This is a genomic window from Sphingomonas sp. Leaf25, from assembly GCF_001421635.1.
Taxonomy (GTDB): domain Bacteria; phylum Pseudomonadota; class Alphaproteobacteria; order Sphingomonadales; family Sphingomonadaceae; genus Sphingomonas.
Genome location: NZ_LMKU01000023.1, coordinates 478,793 through 493,256 on the forward strand (window position 1 = coordinate 478,793; position 14,464 = coordinate 493,256).

The following is a 14,464-nucleotide window of genomic DNA, read 5'->3' on the forward strand; positions in this document are numbered from 1 at the left end:
AGTTTCAGCCCCCGCGAACGGAGGGTGCAGGTCGGAACGGAAGTCGCCGATCATGCGCGACCGCCTGTCTTGAGCGTGTCCGCCTCGCGGGGCACATCTCCGAACAGATCAGGCCGCAGTTCCTTCTTGGGAATACCGGTCGCGGTAGCAACCAAGAGGACCTCGTCGTCGCGGATCTCGCCATCTTTCCGCAGACGCTCATTGATCGTCGACTGATGCTTACCAACGAGCCGGGCATAGGCCGACTGGCTACCAACGGCGCGTACCGCGCGCCGCAAAGGTGTTTCAGGAGGAGCCATCGAACCCATAAGCCAATTGACTATGGGTATTCCCATAGGTCGTCAATGGGAATCTGCTTATGCACTGCCTATGGGTTTGCCGATAGGGTGCAACCATGATCCTAGGTGAGCGCATACTTGCGCGGTTGAAGGCGCTGAAAAAGTCGCAGTCTTGGCTGGCTCGCAGACTCGATATGCATCAGAGCACCATCAATGGTCTGATCCATGGCGACCAGCGTACCACGACCAAGATTGTCGAAATGGCGCAGGAGCTCCAAACGTCCCCGGCCTACCTGATGGGGAAGACTGACGAACCGTCGCCGGATGTGCCGCTACCACCACCAATCGAGCCGACAACGATTCTGCTGCCCGTCACCTTGCCGCCGCAATATGCACTGGCTGACATGTTTCGTGGCATGATGCTGTCGATGCCGGACTTGGTTGCTCCGTTGCCCGCTGCACAACAGGTCGAACTCGCTCATGAGCTTGCCAAGCTGCTGCCCATCGTGCTCGCGCGAGTGAAAGGTCCATTTCGCGCTGCTTCGTCGGCGCATGACGAAACTGCATCAACTGATGCTGTAGATCATGATGGCGCGCATCCAACACAGCGGCGAGCGTAGCTCCGATCGTAGCGCAACCAGCGCAGTCCTGTTCGCACAGCGGCGTCGATTTAAGTCGTTCTGAACCCACCTCAGCCCGCCCTAATGTTCCACCTTTGTTCGGTATCATACGTTAGGATGATCTGAGCAAGAGGGCGGCAGATCGTTTCATTGTCCGGTTTTGGGATATACGATCTGGCCCTAAGCTGCGGGTATCGTGGGGGTATCACCCGCACCAATCCCCGCACGATCGGCTGATTTCCGCGACTTCGTGTTATCGACGACGGAGGGTGCCTCCGCCGCGCGGGGCCATGGGTAGGAAAACCCACAAGAGGAAGCCGGCTCACCAACGGCCCAAAGTGATGCTGAGTTGAACAGCACCGTTGAGGGCAAAATGGAATTCGATCTTCTCCTCGATACGCTTCACCATCTCTCCGACATTGCGCGCGTGGTCGCATCGATCCTGTCCCTTCGGGAACGCTTGCAATGTTGGATTTCGTTCGCTTCATGTTCCGCTATGGGCATGAAGCGGTTCGAGACAGTCGGCGATCTATGCCGTTTCGGCGCGAACCTGCGGGTCGTTTGCCGTTGTGGCCACGTCGCAATCATCGATAACGAGCAGCTTCACCACCAATATATGCGCCGGCACTGGCCGTCATCGCTGGGCACCGTGGTCATGAAGCTCAAGTGCTCGCGTTGCGGATGTCCGCCGAAGGAATGGTCCCCTAGCCCGCGCGAGGCGACGATCAGGATCGGCCCGACCGTGATGGAAGTCCGCTCATCGATGGAGCGGAACGCTAAGGGCGAGGCGAGCCGCACGTCGGACGAACCGTAGCGCTTTGCTGGATTTTGCTTATATTGATCCGGGGGTTGGCTAATACTGGAATGGACACGCGCGATCGTCTGAGTGCTGAAATGGTAAGCCGGCGACAATTGGCGCTCCGGTTTATCAAACGCTATTGGTCGACGAACAACTGCTCCCCGAGTTACGGTGAAATTGCTGCTGGCATCGGTGCGGATCATGGCCGGGCGCGCGAAGCGGTAAAAAGCCTGGTCAAGGCCGGCATCGTCAACCAGCAGCGCGGCGTCCCTCGCTCGATCACGCTGCCGACGGAGGAGGAAGCCGTGCTGGCTGCGCTTCGCCAAGTTGGATGGCGGATCAACGCAGAGATTCGCGAGCTGATACCGCCCACATTATCGCCACTGCCGATCCCGGCCGCGCTGGACCACATCGCGGATGTCGAGGGGTGGGATAGCGATGCAGCAGGAATCAGCGGTTGAGGCAAAGGTGATGCGGGCGATAGTCGCGCGCGAGCACCGCACCGCGCTTGCCGAACGCCGCGAGGCGCAGGCCGCGCACGCTGCGGCGACCGCGCCAACGCCGTCGACGGTGAGCTGGTCCGCGAAAGCCCCAAAGCGGCGCAAGCCATCGCCGGTCGAGGCAGCGTTGGCGGCGCGCGCGCTGGACCACAAGCGCGATTGGGCCGCCCGGCATCCCGAGGCAGCGCGCGCCGAGCGGGCGTTCCGAAAGGAGCGCGCGGTGATGATCGATCGGTGGGCCAAGCGTGGCGACGGCACCGCCGAGACGCACGAGCGCGCCGGTCGCGTTCACCAGGGCGCGCTTGCCCGGCTGTATGCGAGTGGCGGCATCACGGCGGACCAGCTTGCCTATGCCGTCGAGATCGCGACGGTTTCCGAGCGCATCGGCGCGGACGTCACCGTAAAGACCGCCAGCCTCGAGACACGCATCGATTCCAGTAGGTGCGGCGACGGGACGTTCTATGAGGCGCTGTCCCGCGTGCAGCACGAAGTCGCCTATACCTATTGGCGCGAGGCGATCGAGGGACCGGTGCAGGCCGTGCTCGACATGATCGTCGGCGATACGATCGGCTTCACCGTCGTCGCCAAACGGTACAATATGCACAATCGCCGCGCGAAGCGGCTGCTGATCGCGGCACTGGACGCATGGCCGCGCTTCCTGAGCCAAGGGCGGCATGTCGTCACCGAGGAGACGCTGACGCTCTTCCACGCCGCGATTTCCTGAACCGCCCACATTTTCGCCACTGCCCAAGTGGCCACGAAACGGCCAAATCCGACCCCGCGATACTTGCGTCCGCCGCCCGCCGCCCATCCCCCGGGCAGGCGGGCGTCGTCGTTTTCGGGAGGATGCCATGGCCGATACCGTGCCGCTCCTCGACGCCCTTGAGCGTCTGTCCGACGACCTGGACCGGACCATCGCGCGCGGTCGCGCCGCCACCCCCAGCCAAGGGCTGTACGAGGTGCTTGCGGACGAAGCGCGTGGGATCGCCCGCCGGCTCGATGAGGCTGCCCGGGGCAAGTGTCGCACCCCTTCCAATCCGCCGCGCTATGTCAGCGCGGACGGCAGCAAGGCAGCATGGTGATGATGCAGCAGCGGGTCGATCTTCAGAAACTGCGCGCCGCCGCGCAGGGCAAGCCCGACGAGGTCGTGCCGGTGACGCGCGGCTTCCTCGACTTGGTCGAGCGCGAACTGGCGGTCCTGCGCGGTCGAGCCACCGCATGACCGAGAAGCGCCACCCGGCCGCTGTCGATGTCGGCGGTGCCTTCTATCTGCGGGACGCCAAGGGCAACCTCGTACCGCTCGAGCTGGTGAAGCCTGCCGACCTGCTGGTCGACGAGGTGGTGCGGGGTTTGCTCCAACGGGCGCGCGAACATCATGCCGCTATTGGGGCCTTCAAGGCCGATACGTTCGATCAGGTGCAAGCACTGCTGGAGCTGCTGGCGCAGCAGTACGGCACCACCATCGGCGGCAAGAAGGGCAACCTGACGCTGACGACCTTCGACGGCTGCGAGCGGGTGACGGTGCAGGTCAGCGACCAGTTCGACTTCGGCCCCGAGCTTCACATCGCCAAGACATTGATCGACGAATGCCTGACCGAATGGTCGAGCACCGGTGGCCCCGAGCTGCGTGCGATCGTCAACCGCGCCTTTAGCGTGGAAAAGGAAGGGCAGATCAACCGTAGCGCCCTCCTGATGCTGCTGCACGTCAACATCACGGACGCGCGCTGGCTCGCGGCGATGGACGCCATTCGAGCCAGCATGCGTGTCACCGGGTCGCGCGAATATGCCCGCTTCTATGACCGGCCGGCCGGCACTGCGGCGTGGAAGGGCGTGACGATCGACATGGCATCGGCGTGATCGCCTGCGACATCCGGGGCAACCTCGCACCGCTCCACCGTGCGATGGTCACGCTGGGGGCGAAGCAGGTGCCCTTCGCGATGTCGCTGGCGATCAACACACTGGCCCGCGGTGTCGCGGCCGACCAAGTCGACCTGCTCGACGAGACGTTCAAGACCCCGACGCCCTTCACCGAGCGGGCATATCGGATCGAGGCGGCGACGAAGGCGAAGCCATCGGCGCTCGTCGCGGCCAAGGACATCCAGGCGCAGTATCTCGCGCCCTATGTGTTCGGCGGCAACCGGTTCCTCGGTCGCAAGCGCGGCATGCTGGCGCCGCGCGGCATCGCGCTCAACCAGTACGGCAACCTTCCCAGGAACAAGCTGGCGTCGCTCAAGAGCAAACGCGGCATCGTCATCGGCCCGATTAAGACCAAGGCGGGCAAGACGATCAGCGGCGTGTGGCAGCGTCCGGTGGCGGCGAAGAAGCCCCGGGGTAAGCGCGGCACAGGCCCGCAGCCCCGGACCGGTCTGAAGCTGCTGATCGCGTTCGAGGACACCAAGGCAGTGCCCAAACGGCTGCCGTTCGAGAAGCGGGCCCGAGCCTATCTAGCGCGCCATTCGGCGGCAGCCTTCACCGACGCGCTTCAGCGCGCCCTTTCGACCGCACGGAGATGATGATGTTCGGACGTGGATTTGCTCTGGCGGCTGCCGCCTTCTCGCTGGCCGCTCCCGTGGCCGCCCCGATCGTTGCCTCCAGCGTGGTGCCGGTCCGGCCTGCTCAACCGGCGATCAAGGCAGTGCCGGCTCATCGCTTGCGCGCTGATCGCCGTCGGCAGGACCGGCGCGATCGTCAGGGTCGAACCTATGGGCGCGGCGACAAGTTGGCGCGTCGCCTCCGCCGCAAGGTCCTGCTCGGCCGCAACGGATCGTTCTGACGTGAAGATCGCGGTCATAGGCGATGGGACGGCCAAGCACGCCGTATTCGACCTGCTTCGGAACGGCATGACCCTCGGAGATGGCATGGTGCAGGTCGCAGGCTTCGACGTGACGGACCATGCCACGACACTGGAGCTGATCGTTCTACGCGATGGCGACCCCATTGCTTGGGAACGTGGCGACGTTCGGGCATTGCTATCGGGGCCGTATGCCCGTCCGGGCTGGGTCTCCCGCTGCATCGACCCGTCGACCGGCCTTTGGGAAACCTACCGCCTGACCCGCCGGGCAGCTCGACGTGCGCGCGGTCGGGCTCGAGCTGCTGCCCGCCGCCTGCGGGAAATGGGTCCCTCCTAGCCCATTTTGCTACGTGGGTAATTGCGCACCCCATCGCTCCTCCAGCTACGGGTTCTGAAAAGTGGTTGCGGGGGCAACCGGTTGCGGGGGTGGGGATGGCGACACTCGTTTCGCTGACCGCCTACGCGGCGCAGCACGGCGCATCGCGGCAAGCGGCGGCGAAGTGGAAAACCAAGGGCGCGCTGGTACTTAGCGGCGATCTCGTCGACGTTGCCGCATCCGATAAGCGGCTGCGCAAGGCGGGGCTGGGGCGGTTCAAAGGCGAGCAACCGACCCCGCAACCAGCCCCCGCAACCGCAACCCGCAACCGCCGCGCGGTTGCGGCTGCGGTTGACGAGGTGGTTGCGGATCTGTCGGCGGCTGCGGAGGCCGGCGAGATCGACGATGAGATCGCCGGCGGCTTCATCGAAGGGCTGATGCGCGGCGAATTTCGCTCAAAGGTTCAGGCGAACGCGATCAAGGAAAACGCGCTCGCGATGAAGCATCTGCTGTCGGCGCAGAGGGAGGCGGAGAAGCTCGTCGACATCGAGACGGCCGAGCAGGTGCTCTTCGACGATCGCCGCCAGGCGCGCGATGCCTGGGAGGCATGGCCCGCCCGGTTCGCCCCGCTGATCGCCGCCGATCTCGACATCGACGGCGCCAAGCTGGCGGAGGCGCTGAAGCCCTATGTCCACCAGCAGCTCACCGAGCTCGGCGAGCCCGACCCGGACTGGACCAAAACCGACGAAGGCTGACCGGCTGCGCCGGGCGGCGCGGCGCGGTTGGACGCCACCACCCCGGATCAGCCTGCCCGACTGGGCGGATCATCGCCGGGTGCTGGCGAAGGAAGCCGGCAGCACCTCGGGCAAGTATCGCACGGCGCGGGTGGAGATCGCGCGCGGGCCGATGCTCGCCGTCACCGAATCCGGGGTCCGCAAGATCTCGGCAATGGTGGCGACGCAGCTACTGAAGTCGACGCTGATCGAGAACATCGTCGGCTTCCACATGGATCTCGATCCGTGTCCCATGCTCATCGTCCAGCCCAAGGACGCCGCGGCGCTGCAATTCTCGAAGGAGCGCATCGCGCCCTTCATCAAGGCGACGCCGGCGCTGAAGGGGCTGGTCGGATCGTCCAAGACCCGCGATGCCGGCGACACGCTGGATTACAAGGCGTTCCCCGGCGGCTTCCTCGGCATCGTCGGCGCCGGCAGCCCGGACAATCTGGCGCGCCGCCCGATCCGCATCGTCCTCTACGACGAGGTCGACAAGTACCTGCCCCTGAAGGAGGGCAAGCCGACCGACATCGGCGACGAGCGCCTCGCGACGTTCGAGAGCAATTCGCTGTCGGTCCGGGTCTGCTCGCCGACGATCACCGGCGAGAGCGAGATCGAGGCGAGCTACGTCCAGTCGGACCAGCGTCGCGCGTCGGTCGCCTGCCCGGATTGCGGCCACCGCCAGTTTCTGGATTTCTTCAAGCACGTCCACTGGGACAAGGGAAAGGACGGCAAGACCCACCGGCCGGAGACGGCGCGGATCTACTGCGAAGCGTGCAGCGTCGGTTGGTCGGAGGGGCAGCGGCTTCGCGCGCTCAACACGATCCGCTGGCACCAGACCCGCTCGTTCGAATGCTGCGGCGTCCTGCAACGCCCGCTCGATGCCTATGCCACGGCATGGAGCACCCACGCCGTTGCGGACCCGGTCGACAAGGTCTGGCGCTGGTCGCACAGCAACCGGCACGCGGTGTACCGGGCGAAGTGTCGGGAATGTGGGACCGATGCGGTTTCGAACGAACACGCCGGCTTTCAGGCGTCGAAGCTGTACAGCCCGTGGCAGAACGACAGTCCTGCCCGGATCGCGGGGAAGTGGCTGGCGGCGGTCGACGAAGACGGCAAGCTGACGTTCTACAACACCCAGCTTGCGCTGACCTACAAGAAGCACGTCGGCAAGGCGCTCAGCGCCGACATGCTGCTCGATCGGCGCGAGACGTGGGCGGCCGAGGTGCCGGACGGCGTTGCGGTCCTTTCGGTCGGCATCGACGTGCAGGATTACCGCGTCGAGCTGGAGATCGTCGGGTGGGGCCGGGACGAGGAGAGCTGGTCGATTGCCTATGAGGTGATCGACGGCGAGTTCAACGACCTGCGCGTGCAGGCGAAGATCGACGAGCTGCTGCAACAGAAGCGGTACCGCGCCGATGGCCGCCCGTTCGTCGTGACCGCAGGCTGCATCGATTCGGGCGGCCACCACACACAGGCGGTGTACGATTTCGCCAAGGCCCGCCTTGGCCGGGGCATCTGGGCGATCAAGGGCGAGAGCGCGCGGACCGGCCAGCGCAACCCGGTGTGGCCGACGAAGCGTCCGACGTCGCGGACCAAGAAGACGTTCCGCCCCGTCATCCTGGGCGTCAATGCCGCGAAGGATCAGATCCGGTCGTATCTGAACAGGGAACGGCCCGGTCCGGGCTACATGCACTTCACGACCGAGCGCGACAGCAACTACTTCGCGCAGCTCACCGCCGAAACTGTCGAGACGAAGTTCATCGGCGGCAAGGGCAAGGGCGGCAAATCCTACCAGGTGTGGGTGCTGCCCGATGGCCGCGCCAACGAGGCGATCGACTGTCGGGTGTACGCCTATGCCGCGCTGCACGGCATGATGCACATGGGGTTCAAGCTGAACCGCGAAGCCGAGAAGGTCGGCGCGATCGCGACCGAGCAGCCGCCGGACGAGACCGACCAGCCCGACGACGACCAACACGATCCGGCAACCCTGCCGGAACCGCAACCCTCGCCGCCCGCCGCGCCGCCGGCCGGGCCCACCGTCAGCATCGCGACCGCCTCGGTCGCCAAGAAAACGCTCAGCAGCATGCTGGCGGGAGGACGACGATGAGCATTTTCGACGGCCTCACCCCGGAGCAGCTCCGCGCAGCGCTCACCAGCGCGCAGCTCGCGCTGATCGAGCTGCAACAAGGCAAGGCGATCGCGTCGGTATCCTACACGCAGGGCGACGGCGCGAAATCGCTGTCGCGCCGCGTGACCACGGTTGCCGAGGTCACGATGCTGATCATGCAGCTCCAGCGCGCGCTCGGGATCGGCGGCCGCCGGCGCGCCATGGGATTCCGGTTCCGGTGAGTGGCGTGCAAATCCTCGACCATCGGGGCAACCCGATGGTTCGCAGCAAGCCCAAGCCAATGGGACTGAACGCCGGCGGCGGAATCCCCTTCGACGCGGCGGATCGGTTCGGCGCGCACACCGCCGACTGGAACCCGTACCTGTGGTCAGCCGATGGCGAGCTGAACCCGTACCGCGACACGATCGTCGCGCGCATGCGGGACCTGGTGAAGAACGACGGGTGGGCGTCGGGCGCGATCACCCGCGTGCTCGACAATGCCGTCGGCGCGAATTTCCGCCCGATCGCCAAGCCCGACTGGCGAGCGCTGGCCTATTACACCGGCAACAAGGCGTTCGACCCCACCTGGGCCTATGAATATTCGAAGGCGCTGGACGCCAGCTATCGCACCTTTGCCAGCAGTGACGGACGCTGGTGCGATGCGCAACGCCGGCTGACGCTGCCACAAATGTTCCGCGTCGCCTTCCGGCACAAGCTGATCGACGGCGACAACCTGATCCACTCGCAATGGCGACCCGAACGCTGTGCCCCGGGGCGCGCTCGCTATGCGACCGCGTTGCAGCTCCTCGACCCGGATCGGCTTTCGAACCCGCAGATGGGGTTCGACCAGTCGCACCTGCGCGGCGGTGTCGAGATCGACGACGACGGCGTCGCGATTGCCTACCACATCCGGGCCGCACATCAGGGCGACTGGTATTCGGCCGCGAAGAGCATGCGGTGGGACCGGATCGAGCGCGAAACCGACTGGGGTCGCCCGGTCATCATCCATGACTTCGACGCCGATCGCGCCGATGGCCACCGTGGTGGCGTCGGTATCCTTGGTTCGGTGATGACCAAGCTGAAAATGCTCTTCCGCTACGACGTCGCCGAGCTGGATGCCTCGATCCTCAACGCCGTCTTCGGCGCGTGGCTTGAAAGCCCGCTCGACCCCGAGTTTGCCGAGGAGGCGTTTGGTTCGGAAGGGCGCGTCGGTGGCTATCAGGATGCACGCAGCGAATACCATTCCGACACGCGCATCCGCATTCCCGGCGCCGGACCGAACATGCCGATCCTGTTCCCAGGTGAGCAGCTCCGTCAGCTCGACGCGAAACGGCCGACGTCGAATTTCGTAGCGTTCGAAAAGGCGGTTCTGCGCAACGTCGCGTCGGCTGCGGGCATGTCGGCGCAGCAGGTGTCGAACGATTGGTCGGACGTCAATTACAGCAGCGCGCGCGGTGCGATGCTGGAATTCTGGAAGACCATGTCGCGCCGGCGCGATGACTTCGCGACCGGCACCTGTCAGCCGATCTATGGGTGCTTCGTCGAGGAAGCACACGACATCGACGACGTGCCGTTACCGGCCGGTGCGCCCGACTTCTTCGAATATCGCGAGGCCTATGCCCGCGCGAAGTGGATCGGGCCCGGCCGGGGCTGGATGGACCCGGTTGCCGAAGTGAAGGGCGCGATCCTCGGCATGGACAGCGGGCTGATGGATTACGACGAGATCTGCGCGGAGCAGGGCGTCGATGGCGACGACATGATCGAGGCGCGCAAGCACACCATCAAGCGCTTCCGCGACGCTGGGCTCGAGCCGCCGAGCTGGGCCGCGATGGGCCTTCAGGACGTGCCAGCCGCGAAGACGATTACCGACCCGGAGGTGAAGTAATGGAATTCGGCCACCTCGCGCAGCGGATGTTCAACACCCCGATCGCGATCCACCCCCGCAAGGCGGAGATCGCGATGGCAGCGCTGGCGGATCGCTTGGGCGTGACGCACCTGCTGCGCGCTGATGGCCGGCCGGTACCGCAGGCATGGGACGATGACGACGAGGAGTTCACCACCTCGCGATCGCACCGCGCGGCCGACACCGGCTATGATGTCGTCGCCGGCACCGCGATCATTCCGATCTCGGGCACCTTGGTGCAGAAACAGTCGTCGCTGCGCCCCTATTCGGGGATGACCGGCTATAACGGCATCCGCCAGGCGTTCCTGACCGCGCGCGCCGATAGCGCGGTGTCGCGCATCGCGCTCGACATCTCGTCGGGCGGTGGCGAAGTGGCCGGGTGCTTCGATCTGGTCGACACGATCCATGAGGCGCGCGGCGACAAACCGATTGCCGCGATCCTGACCGAGAGCGCCTATAGCGCGGCCTATGCCATCGCGTCGGCCGCCGACACGATCTACGTGCCGCGCACCGGCGGTACCGGCTCGATCGGCGTGATCTGCATGCACGTCGACCTGTCCGAGGCGCTGACGAAGCATGGGATGAAGGTCACCTTTATCACCAACGCCGGCGCTGATCGCAAGACCGACGGCCATTCGGAGATCCCGCTCAGCAAGGAAGCGCTCGCCGCGTTCCAGACCGAGATCGATGCGATGGGCAGCCTGTTCCATGAGACGGTCGCGCGCAATCGCGGCCTCGCCGTTTCCGCCGTGCGCGACATGCGCGCGGGCACCTTCATGGGCGCCGCCGGCGTCGCGGCCGGCCTAGCCGATGCCGTGATGGCACCCGACGCGGCATTCGCCGCCTTCCTCGCCGCCTAGACCAAAACCACCGGAGAATCCCGATGAAGAAGACCACCCTTGCCGGGGGCACGTCCCCGTTCGCCCACCTCCTCGGCGGTGCCGCCGCACTTGCTGGTCGCGCGCTTGGCCGCAAGGCCGACGACGATCGTGATGATGCCAACGCCGACGATGACGGTGACGACGATACCACCGCCGATGACGGTGACGATCATGACGACACCACTGCCGACGACCAGCCCACCGACGATCCCGAAAAGGGCAAGAAGGGTCGCAAGGGCAAGAAGGCGGAAACCGACGACGACGACGACGATGACGCGGACGCCGAGGACGAAGACATCGAGGAGCCCGAGGACGAGAAGGAGGCCAAGGGCTTCCGCGCCGGTCGCCTCGCCGAGCGCAAGCGCTGCGCCGCGATCTTCTCGTCGCCCGCCGCCGCCGGTCGCCCCGATCTCGCCGCCACGCTCGCCTTCAGCACCCGCCAGTCGAGCGCCGAGGCGATCGCCGTCCTGACCACCGCTACCGCCGGCGGCACGCAGCCGCGCGGCCGCAGCACGCTCGACGACCGCATGGCCGGTCGCCGTGAGGCACGCCCGGGCACCGGCACCGGTGCGCAGGGCAAGACCGCCAGCTTCGCCGACCAGATGTCGGCCGCGCTGAAGAAGGCCGGTCGCTGATCCGCGACACCTGACACCCCTCTTTCCGATCGGAGCCACCCATGGCCGCAGTCCCCAACAACCCGTTCCAGCCCGGCGTGGAACAGGACACCTTCGTTCCCGACCAGTTGATCGGCGGCGATCTCAAGATCGTCACCGGCACCCGCACCATTGCCGCCGGGCAGAACCTCCGCCGGGGCACCGTCCTCGGCAAGATCACCGCCGGCGGCAAGTATGTCCTGGCGCTCGGTGCCTCGAACGACGGGTCGCAGACCCCGGTCGAGATCCTCGTCGACGACGTCGACGCGACCGGCGGCGACAAGCAGGCCGGCACGTACCTGATGGGCGAGTTCAACGAACGCGCGGTGATCCTCGGCGCGGGCATCACGCTCGATGCCGCGCGCGCCGCGCTCGAGACGAAGAACATCTACCTGAAATCGTCGGTGTCGGCCGCGCAGCCGAGCTGACGCCACCACCACCGCCTGACCCTCCGCCCGCCTCGCGCGAGCGTCGCCCGCCACTGGCGGGCTTTTTTCTGGAGCCCGCCACATGGCCGATACCCTGAGCTACACGACCGCCAAGCTGGTGCAGGTCGTGCCCAACCTGATGACCTCGCAGAATTTCCTGCTCGATCGTTTCTTCGGGAACATCGTCGAGCACGATACCGAGGAGGTCGCGATCGACATCGACGTCGGTCTGCGTCGCATGTCGCCGTTCGTCTCCCCGCTGGTCGAGGGCAAACTGGTCGAACAGCGCCAGTATGTGACCAACAAGTTCAAGCCGGCCTATATCAAGGACAAGCGCGCGCCCGATCTGCGCAAGCCGATCCGGCGTCAGATCGGCGAGCGCATCGGCGGCGGCGAGATGACCGGCGAGGAGCGCATGCTGGTCAACCTCCAGTCGGAGATGGAAGACCAGGTCGACATGATCAACCGCCGCCTCGAATGGATGGCGGCATCGGCGTTGACGACCGGTACCGTCACGATCGCCGGCGACGGCTTCCAGACTGCGGTCATCAACTTCGGCCGCTCCTCGATCCTGACGATCGCGCTGACCGGTTCGAACAAATGGGGCGCGACGCTCAATGCCGCCGGCCGCGACACCAACATCGTCGGCCAGATCGATGCGTTCGGCGCACGTATTCTGAAGGCATCGGGTGCGGTCGCCACCGACATCGTCTTCACCAATTCGGCCTGGGCCCGCTTCTTGACCGCCGAAGGCGTGCAGGGCGCGATCCAGTATCCGACGCTGGCGGTCGACGGTAACAGCCTGAATCCCGGATCGCAGATCAAGAAGGGCGCGATCTACAAGGGCAAGTGGGGCCAGTACGATCTGTGGCTCTACAACGACTGGTATATCGATGCCGCCGGCGTCGAGCAGCCGATGCTGGCCGATGGTCAGATCATCATGTCGGGCCCGGACCTGATGGGCACGCGCGCCTTCGGCATGATCCTCGATCCGAAGTTCGCATACAAGCCGATGGCCTATGCGCCGAAGACCTGGATCAACGACGATCCCGCGCAGCAGATCCTGATGATGCAGTCGGCACCGCTCGTCATCCCGAGCCGGGTCAACGCCTGCCTGTGTGCGCTCGTCTGCGATCCGATCGTCCCGACGTTCTGATCCGCCGGCGCGGCTCCGGCCGCGCTGCTCCACCTGACCTATCCGTGACCGGAGAGTTTCATGACCAGTCCCCGTATCGGCGCAGCCCTGCTCGCCAACTCCGCGCTCGCCACTGCGGGCAAGATCGACCTCCCGCCGGCCACTGTCACCGCCGACGTCACCGCTCCGGCCGAGCTGCTGAGCTACAAGGTGGCTCCGGGCCGCACCGTCGACCTGCATCAACCTGGTGACGACGTCGAGCTGAGCGCCACCGATGCCAAGCGCCTGTTCGATCTCGGCTTCATCCTCGATGGCGACGGCAGCCTTGCCGTGTTCACCGAGGGACCGAAGGTGGTCGCCGGCGCCGAGATCAAGGAGCGCTGAGGCGTGATCGACTGGGACGCCGAGCTGCTCGCCCCCGTGATGGCGATCTTCGGCGAGGGTGAGGCGTCCCAGCCCGAGACCGTGCCGGTCTATACACCGCGCGGTAAGGCTCCGTTTCCGCTTCCCGACGCGGTGTTCGATCGCGAGTATCGCAGCGTCGACTCGCTGCCGGATGGGTCCGAAGCCACGACGATCAAGCCGGTGCTGGGCGTCCGTGCCGCCCTGTTCGCCATCCCGCCCAAGGTGAACGACACCGTCATCATCCCGCGCGGCGGCGGCAAGTTCATCGTCAAGGACCAGCAGCCGGACGGCCACGGCCATATCCTGCTGATCCTGATGGGGCCGGTCCCATGACAACGTCGCTCGATCTGCTCGATGCCGTACACGCGGCGATCGTCGCCGCCGGCACCGATGCTGACGACCAGGTGTTCCGGCCGGGCGACTGGCCGACCCAGCCTGACCAGTATCCAATCACAAAGCTGCGCCTGATCGCCGAGGACCGGCAGTCGCTCGGCCGCAGCGGACCGGCGGAGTTCCTGACGACCGCCACGGTGCGAGTGGTCAGCGAGGTGTCAGCGCCGGTCGAGCTGGACAACGCCGGCGCCACCACGGCCGAGGGACTGCTGTGGCGTATCAAGCGGCAGACCGAGGTCGCGATCGTCAACGGCTATCCGCTGTCGTCGATGATCCAGCAGATCACCTCGATGCGCTCGCAGCTCGCCTTCACCAGCGAGGGCGCGACCCACCTCGCGGGTATCCAGACCGACATCGCGCTCGAATTCTACGAGGGGCCGGAGAGCTTCGCACCGCAGGACGCGGACGATCTCGACCGCCTCGATCTCGCCACCGCCTTGCCCCCGGCCGGACTGACGGTCGCCTTCCCGCCCGCATAG

Annotated in this window: 22 protein-coding genes; 21 read left to right on the forward strand and 1 reads right to left on the reverse strand. The window is 65.9% G+C overall.

The window, feature by feature from the left end; all coding sequences use genetic code 11:
* Window positions 1–50: 50 nt before the first annotated feature.
* The gene (locus ASE78_RS09905; RefSeq protein WP_162236485.1) at window positions 51–308 is read right to left on the reverse strand and encodes a YdaS family helix-turn-helix protein; all 258 of its coding nucleotides are present in this window, start codon (window positions 306–308) and stop codon (window positions 51–53) included.
* An 86-nt stretch (window positions 309–394) separates the two neighbouring features.
* On the opposite strand from ASE78_RS09905, the gene ASE78_RS09910 reads away from it, so the two are divergent.
* The 21 genes from ASE78_RS09910 to ASE78_RS10000 all read left to right on the forward strand — a co-directional run bounded on the left by ASE78_RS09910 (window position 395) and on the right by ASE78_RS10000 (window position 14,464).
* Window positions 395–898 (forward strand): helix-turn-helix domain-containing protein, encoded by a 504-nt coding sequence (locus ASE78_RS09910; protein WP_056496259.1) that lies wholly within the window; start codon window positions 395–397, stop codon window positions 896–898.
* Between the two features lie 373 nt (window positions 899–1,271).
* Window positions 1,272–1,712, forward strand: coding sequence for a hypothetical protein (locus tag ASE78_RS09915; RefSeq protein WP_056496261.1), 441 nt, complete (start codon window positions 1,272–1,274; stop codon window positions 1,710–1,712).
* 50 nt (window positions 1,713–1,762) lie between these two features.
* Entirely contained in the window at window positions 1,763–2,158 is a 396-nt protein-coding gene (locus ASE78_RS09920) for a hypothetical protein (RefSeq protein WP_156351400.1), read from the forward strand.
* Window positions 2,159–2,168: 10 nt separating this feature from the next.
* A complete protein-coding gene (locus ASE78_RS09925) occupies window positions 2,169–2,921 on the forward strand; it encodes a hypothetical protein (RefSeq protein WP_056496268.1) in 753 nt (250 codons plus the stop codon).
* Between the two features lie 127 nt (window positions 2,922–3,048).
* Window positions 3,049–3,279, forward strand: coding sequence for a hypothetical protein (locus ASE78_RS09930; protein ID WP_056496271.1), 231 nt, complete (start codon window positions 3,049–3,051; stop codon window positions 3,277–3,279).
* A complete protein-coding gene (locus tag ASE78_RS18675) occupies window positions 3,279–3,419 on the forward strand; it encodes a hypothetical protein (protein ID WP_156351402.1) in 141 nt (46 codons plus the stop codon). The genes ASE78_RS09930 and ASE78_RS18675 overlap by 1 nt, the downstream gene beginning before the upstream one ends.
* Window positions 3,416–4,054 (forward strand): DUF3164 family protein, encoded by a 639-nt coding sequence (locus ASE78_RS09935; protein WP_056496274.1) that lies wholly within the window; start codon window positions 3,416–3,418, stop codon window positions 4,052–4,054. Before ASE78_RS18675 ends, ASE78_RS09935 begins: the two co-directional genes overlap by 4 nt.
* Before the next feature lie 80 nt (window positions 4,055–4,134).
* Window positions 4,135–4,710, forward strand: coding sequence for a hypothetical protein (locus ASE78_RS09940; protein WP_156351403.1), 576 nt, complete (start codon window positions 4,135–4,137; stop codon window positions 4,708–4,710).
* Entirely contained in the window at window positions 4,707–4,970 is a 264-nt protein-coding gene (locus ASE78_RS09945; RefSeq protein ID WP_056496280.1) for a hypothetical protein, read from the forward strand. Before ASE78_RS09940 ends, ASE78_RS09945 begins: the two co-directional genes overlap by 4 nt.
* A 1-nt stretch (window position 4,971) precedes the next feature.
* A complete protein-coding gene (locus tag ASE78_RS18680) occupies window positions 4,972–5,325 on the forward strand; it encodes a hypothetical protein (RefSeq protein ID WP_156351406.1) in 354 nt (117 codons plus the stop codon).
* A gap of 95 nt (window positions 5,326–5,420) precedes the next feature.
* Window positions 5,421–6,059 (forward strand): hypothetical protein, encoded by a 639-nt coding sequence (locus tag ASE78_RS09950; protein WP_056496283.1) that lies wholly within the window; start codon window positions 5,421–5,423, stop codon window positions 6,057–6,059.
* Window positions 5,992–8,187: a phage terminase large subunit family protein gene (locus tag ASE78_RS09955; protein WP_082467116.1), complete on the forward strand. Its 2,196-nt coding sequence runs from the start codon at window positions 5,992–5,994 to the stop codon at window positions 8,185–8,187. Before ASE78_RS09950 ends, ASE78_RS09955 begins: the two co-directional genes overlap by 68 nt.
* Window positions 8,184–8,429, forward strand: coding sequence for a gpW family head-tail joining protein (gpW, locus tag ASE78_RS09960; RefSeq protein WP_056496285.1), 246 nt, complete (start codon window positions 8,184–8,186; stop codon window positions 8,427–8,429). The genes ASE78_RS09955 and gpW overlap by 4 nt, the downstream gene beginning before the upstream one ends.
* A gap of 35 nt (window positions 8,430–8,464) precedes the next feature.
* Window positions 8,465–10,072, forward strand: coding sequence for a phage portal protein (locus tag ASE78_RS09965; protein ID WP_056496540.1), 1,608 nt, complete (start codon window positions 8,465–8,467; stop codon window positions 10,070–10,072).
* Complete coding sequence (locus ASE78_RS09970) at window positions 10,072–10,950, forward strand: S49 family peptidase (RefSeq protein ID WP_056496287.1); 879 nt, start codon at window positions 10,072–10,074, stop codon at window positions 10,948–10,950. Before ASE78_RS09965 ends, ASE78_RS09970 begins: the two co-directional genes overlap by 1 nt.
* 23 nt (window positions 10,951–10,973) lie before the next feature.
* Window positions 10,974–11,606 carry a hypothetical protein gene (locus ASE78_RS09975; RefSeq protein ID WP_056496289.1) on the forward strand — a complete coding sequence of 211 codons (633 nt, stop codon included), beginning with the start codon at window positions 10,974–10,976 and terminating at the stop codon, window positions 11,604–11,606.
* A 41-nt stretch (window positions 11,607–11,647) separates the two neighbouring features.
* The gene (locus ASE78_RS09980) at window positions 11,648–12,052 is read left to right on the forward strand and encodes a head decoration protein (RefSeq protein ID WP_056496292.1); all 405 of its coding nucleotides are present in this window, start codon (window positions 11,648–11,650) and stop codon (window positions 12,050–12,052) included.
* 82 nt (window positions 12,053–12,134) lie between these two features.
* Window positions 12,135–13,208: a major capsid protein gene (locus ASE78_RS09985; RefSeq protein ID WP_056496296.1), complete on the forward strand. Its 1,074-nt coding sequence runs from the start codon at window positions 12,135–12,137 to the stop codon at window positions 13,206–13,208.
* 60 nt (window positions 13,209–13,268) lie between these two features.
* Entirely contained in the window at window positions 13,269–13,571 is a 303-nt protein-coding gene (locus ASE78_RS09990) for a hypothetical protein (RefSeq protein WP_056496299.1), read from the forward strand.
* A 3-nt stretch (window positions 13,572–13,574) separates the two neighbouring features.
* Window positions 13,575–13,925, forward strand: a complete 351-nt coding sequence (locus ASE78_RS09995; protein ID WP_056496301.1) for a hypothetical protein — start codon at window positions 13,575–13,577, stop codon at window positions 13,923–13,925.
* A complete protein-coding gene (locus ASE78_RS10000; RefSeq protein WP_056496304.1) occupies window positions 13,922–14,464 on the forward strand; it encodes a hypothetical protein in 543 nt (180 codons plus the stop codon). The genes ASE78_RS09995 and ASE78_RS10000 overlap by 4 nt, the downstream gene beginning before the upstream one ends.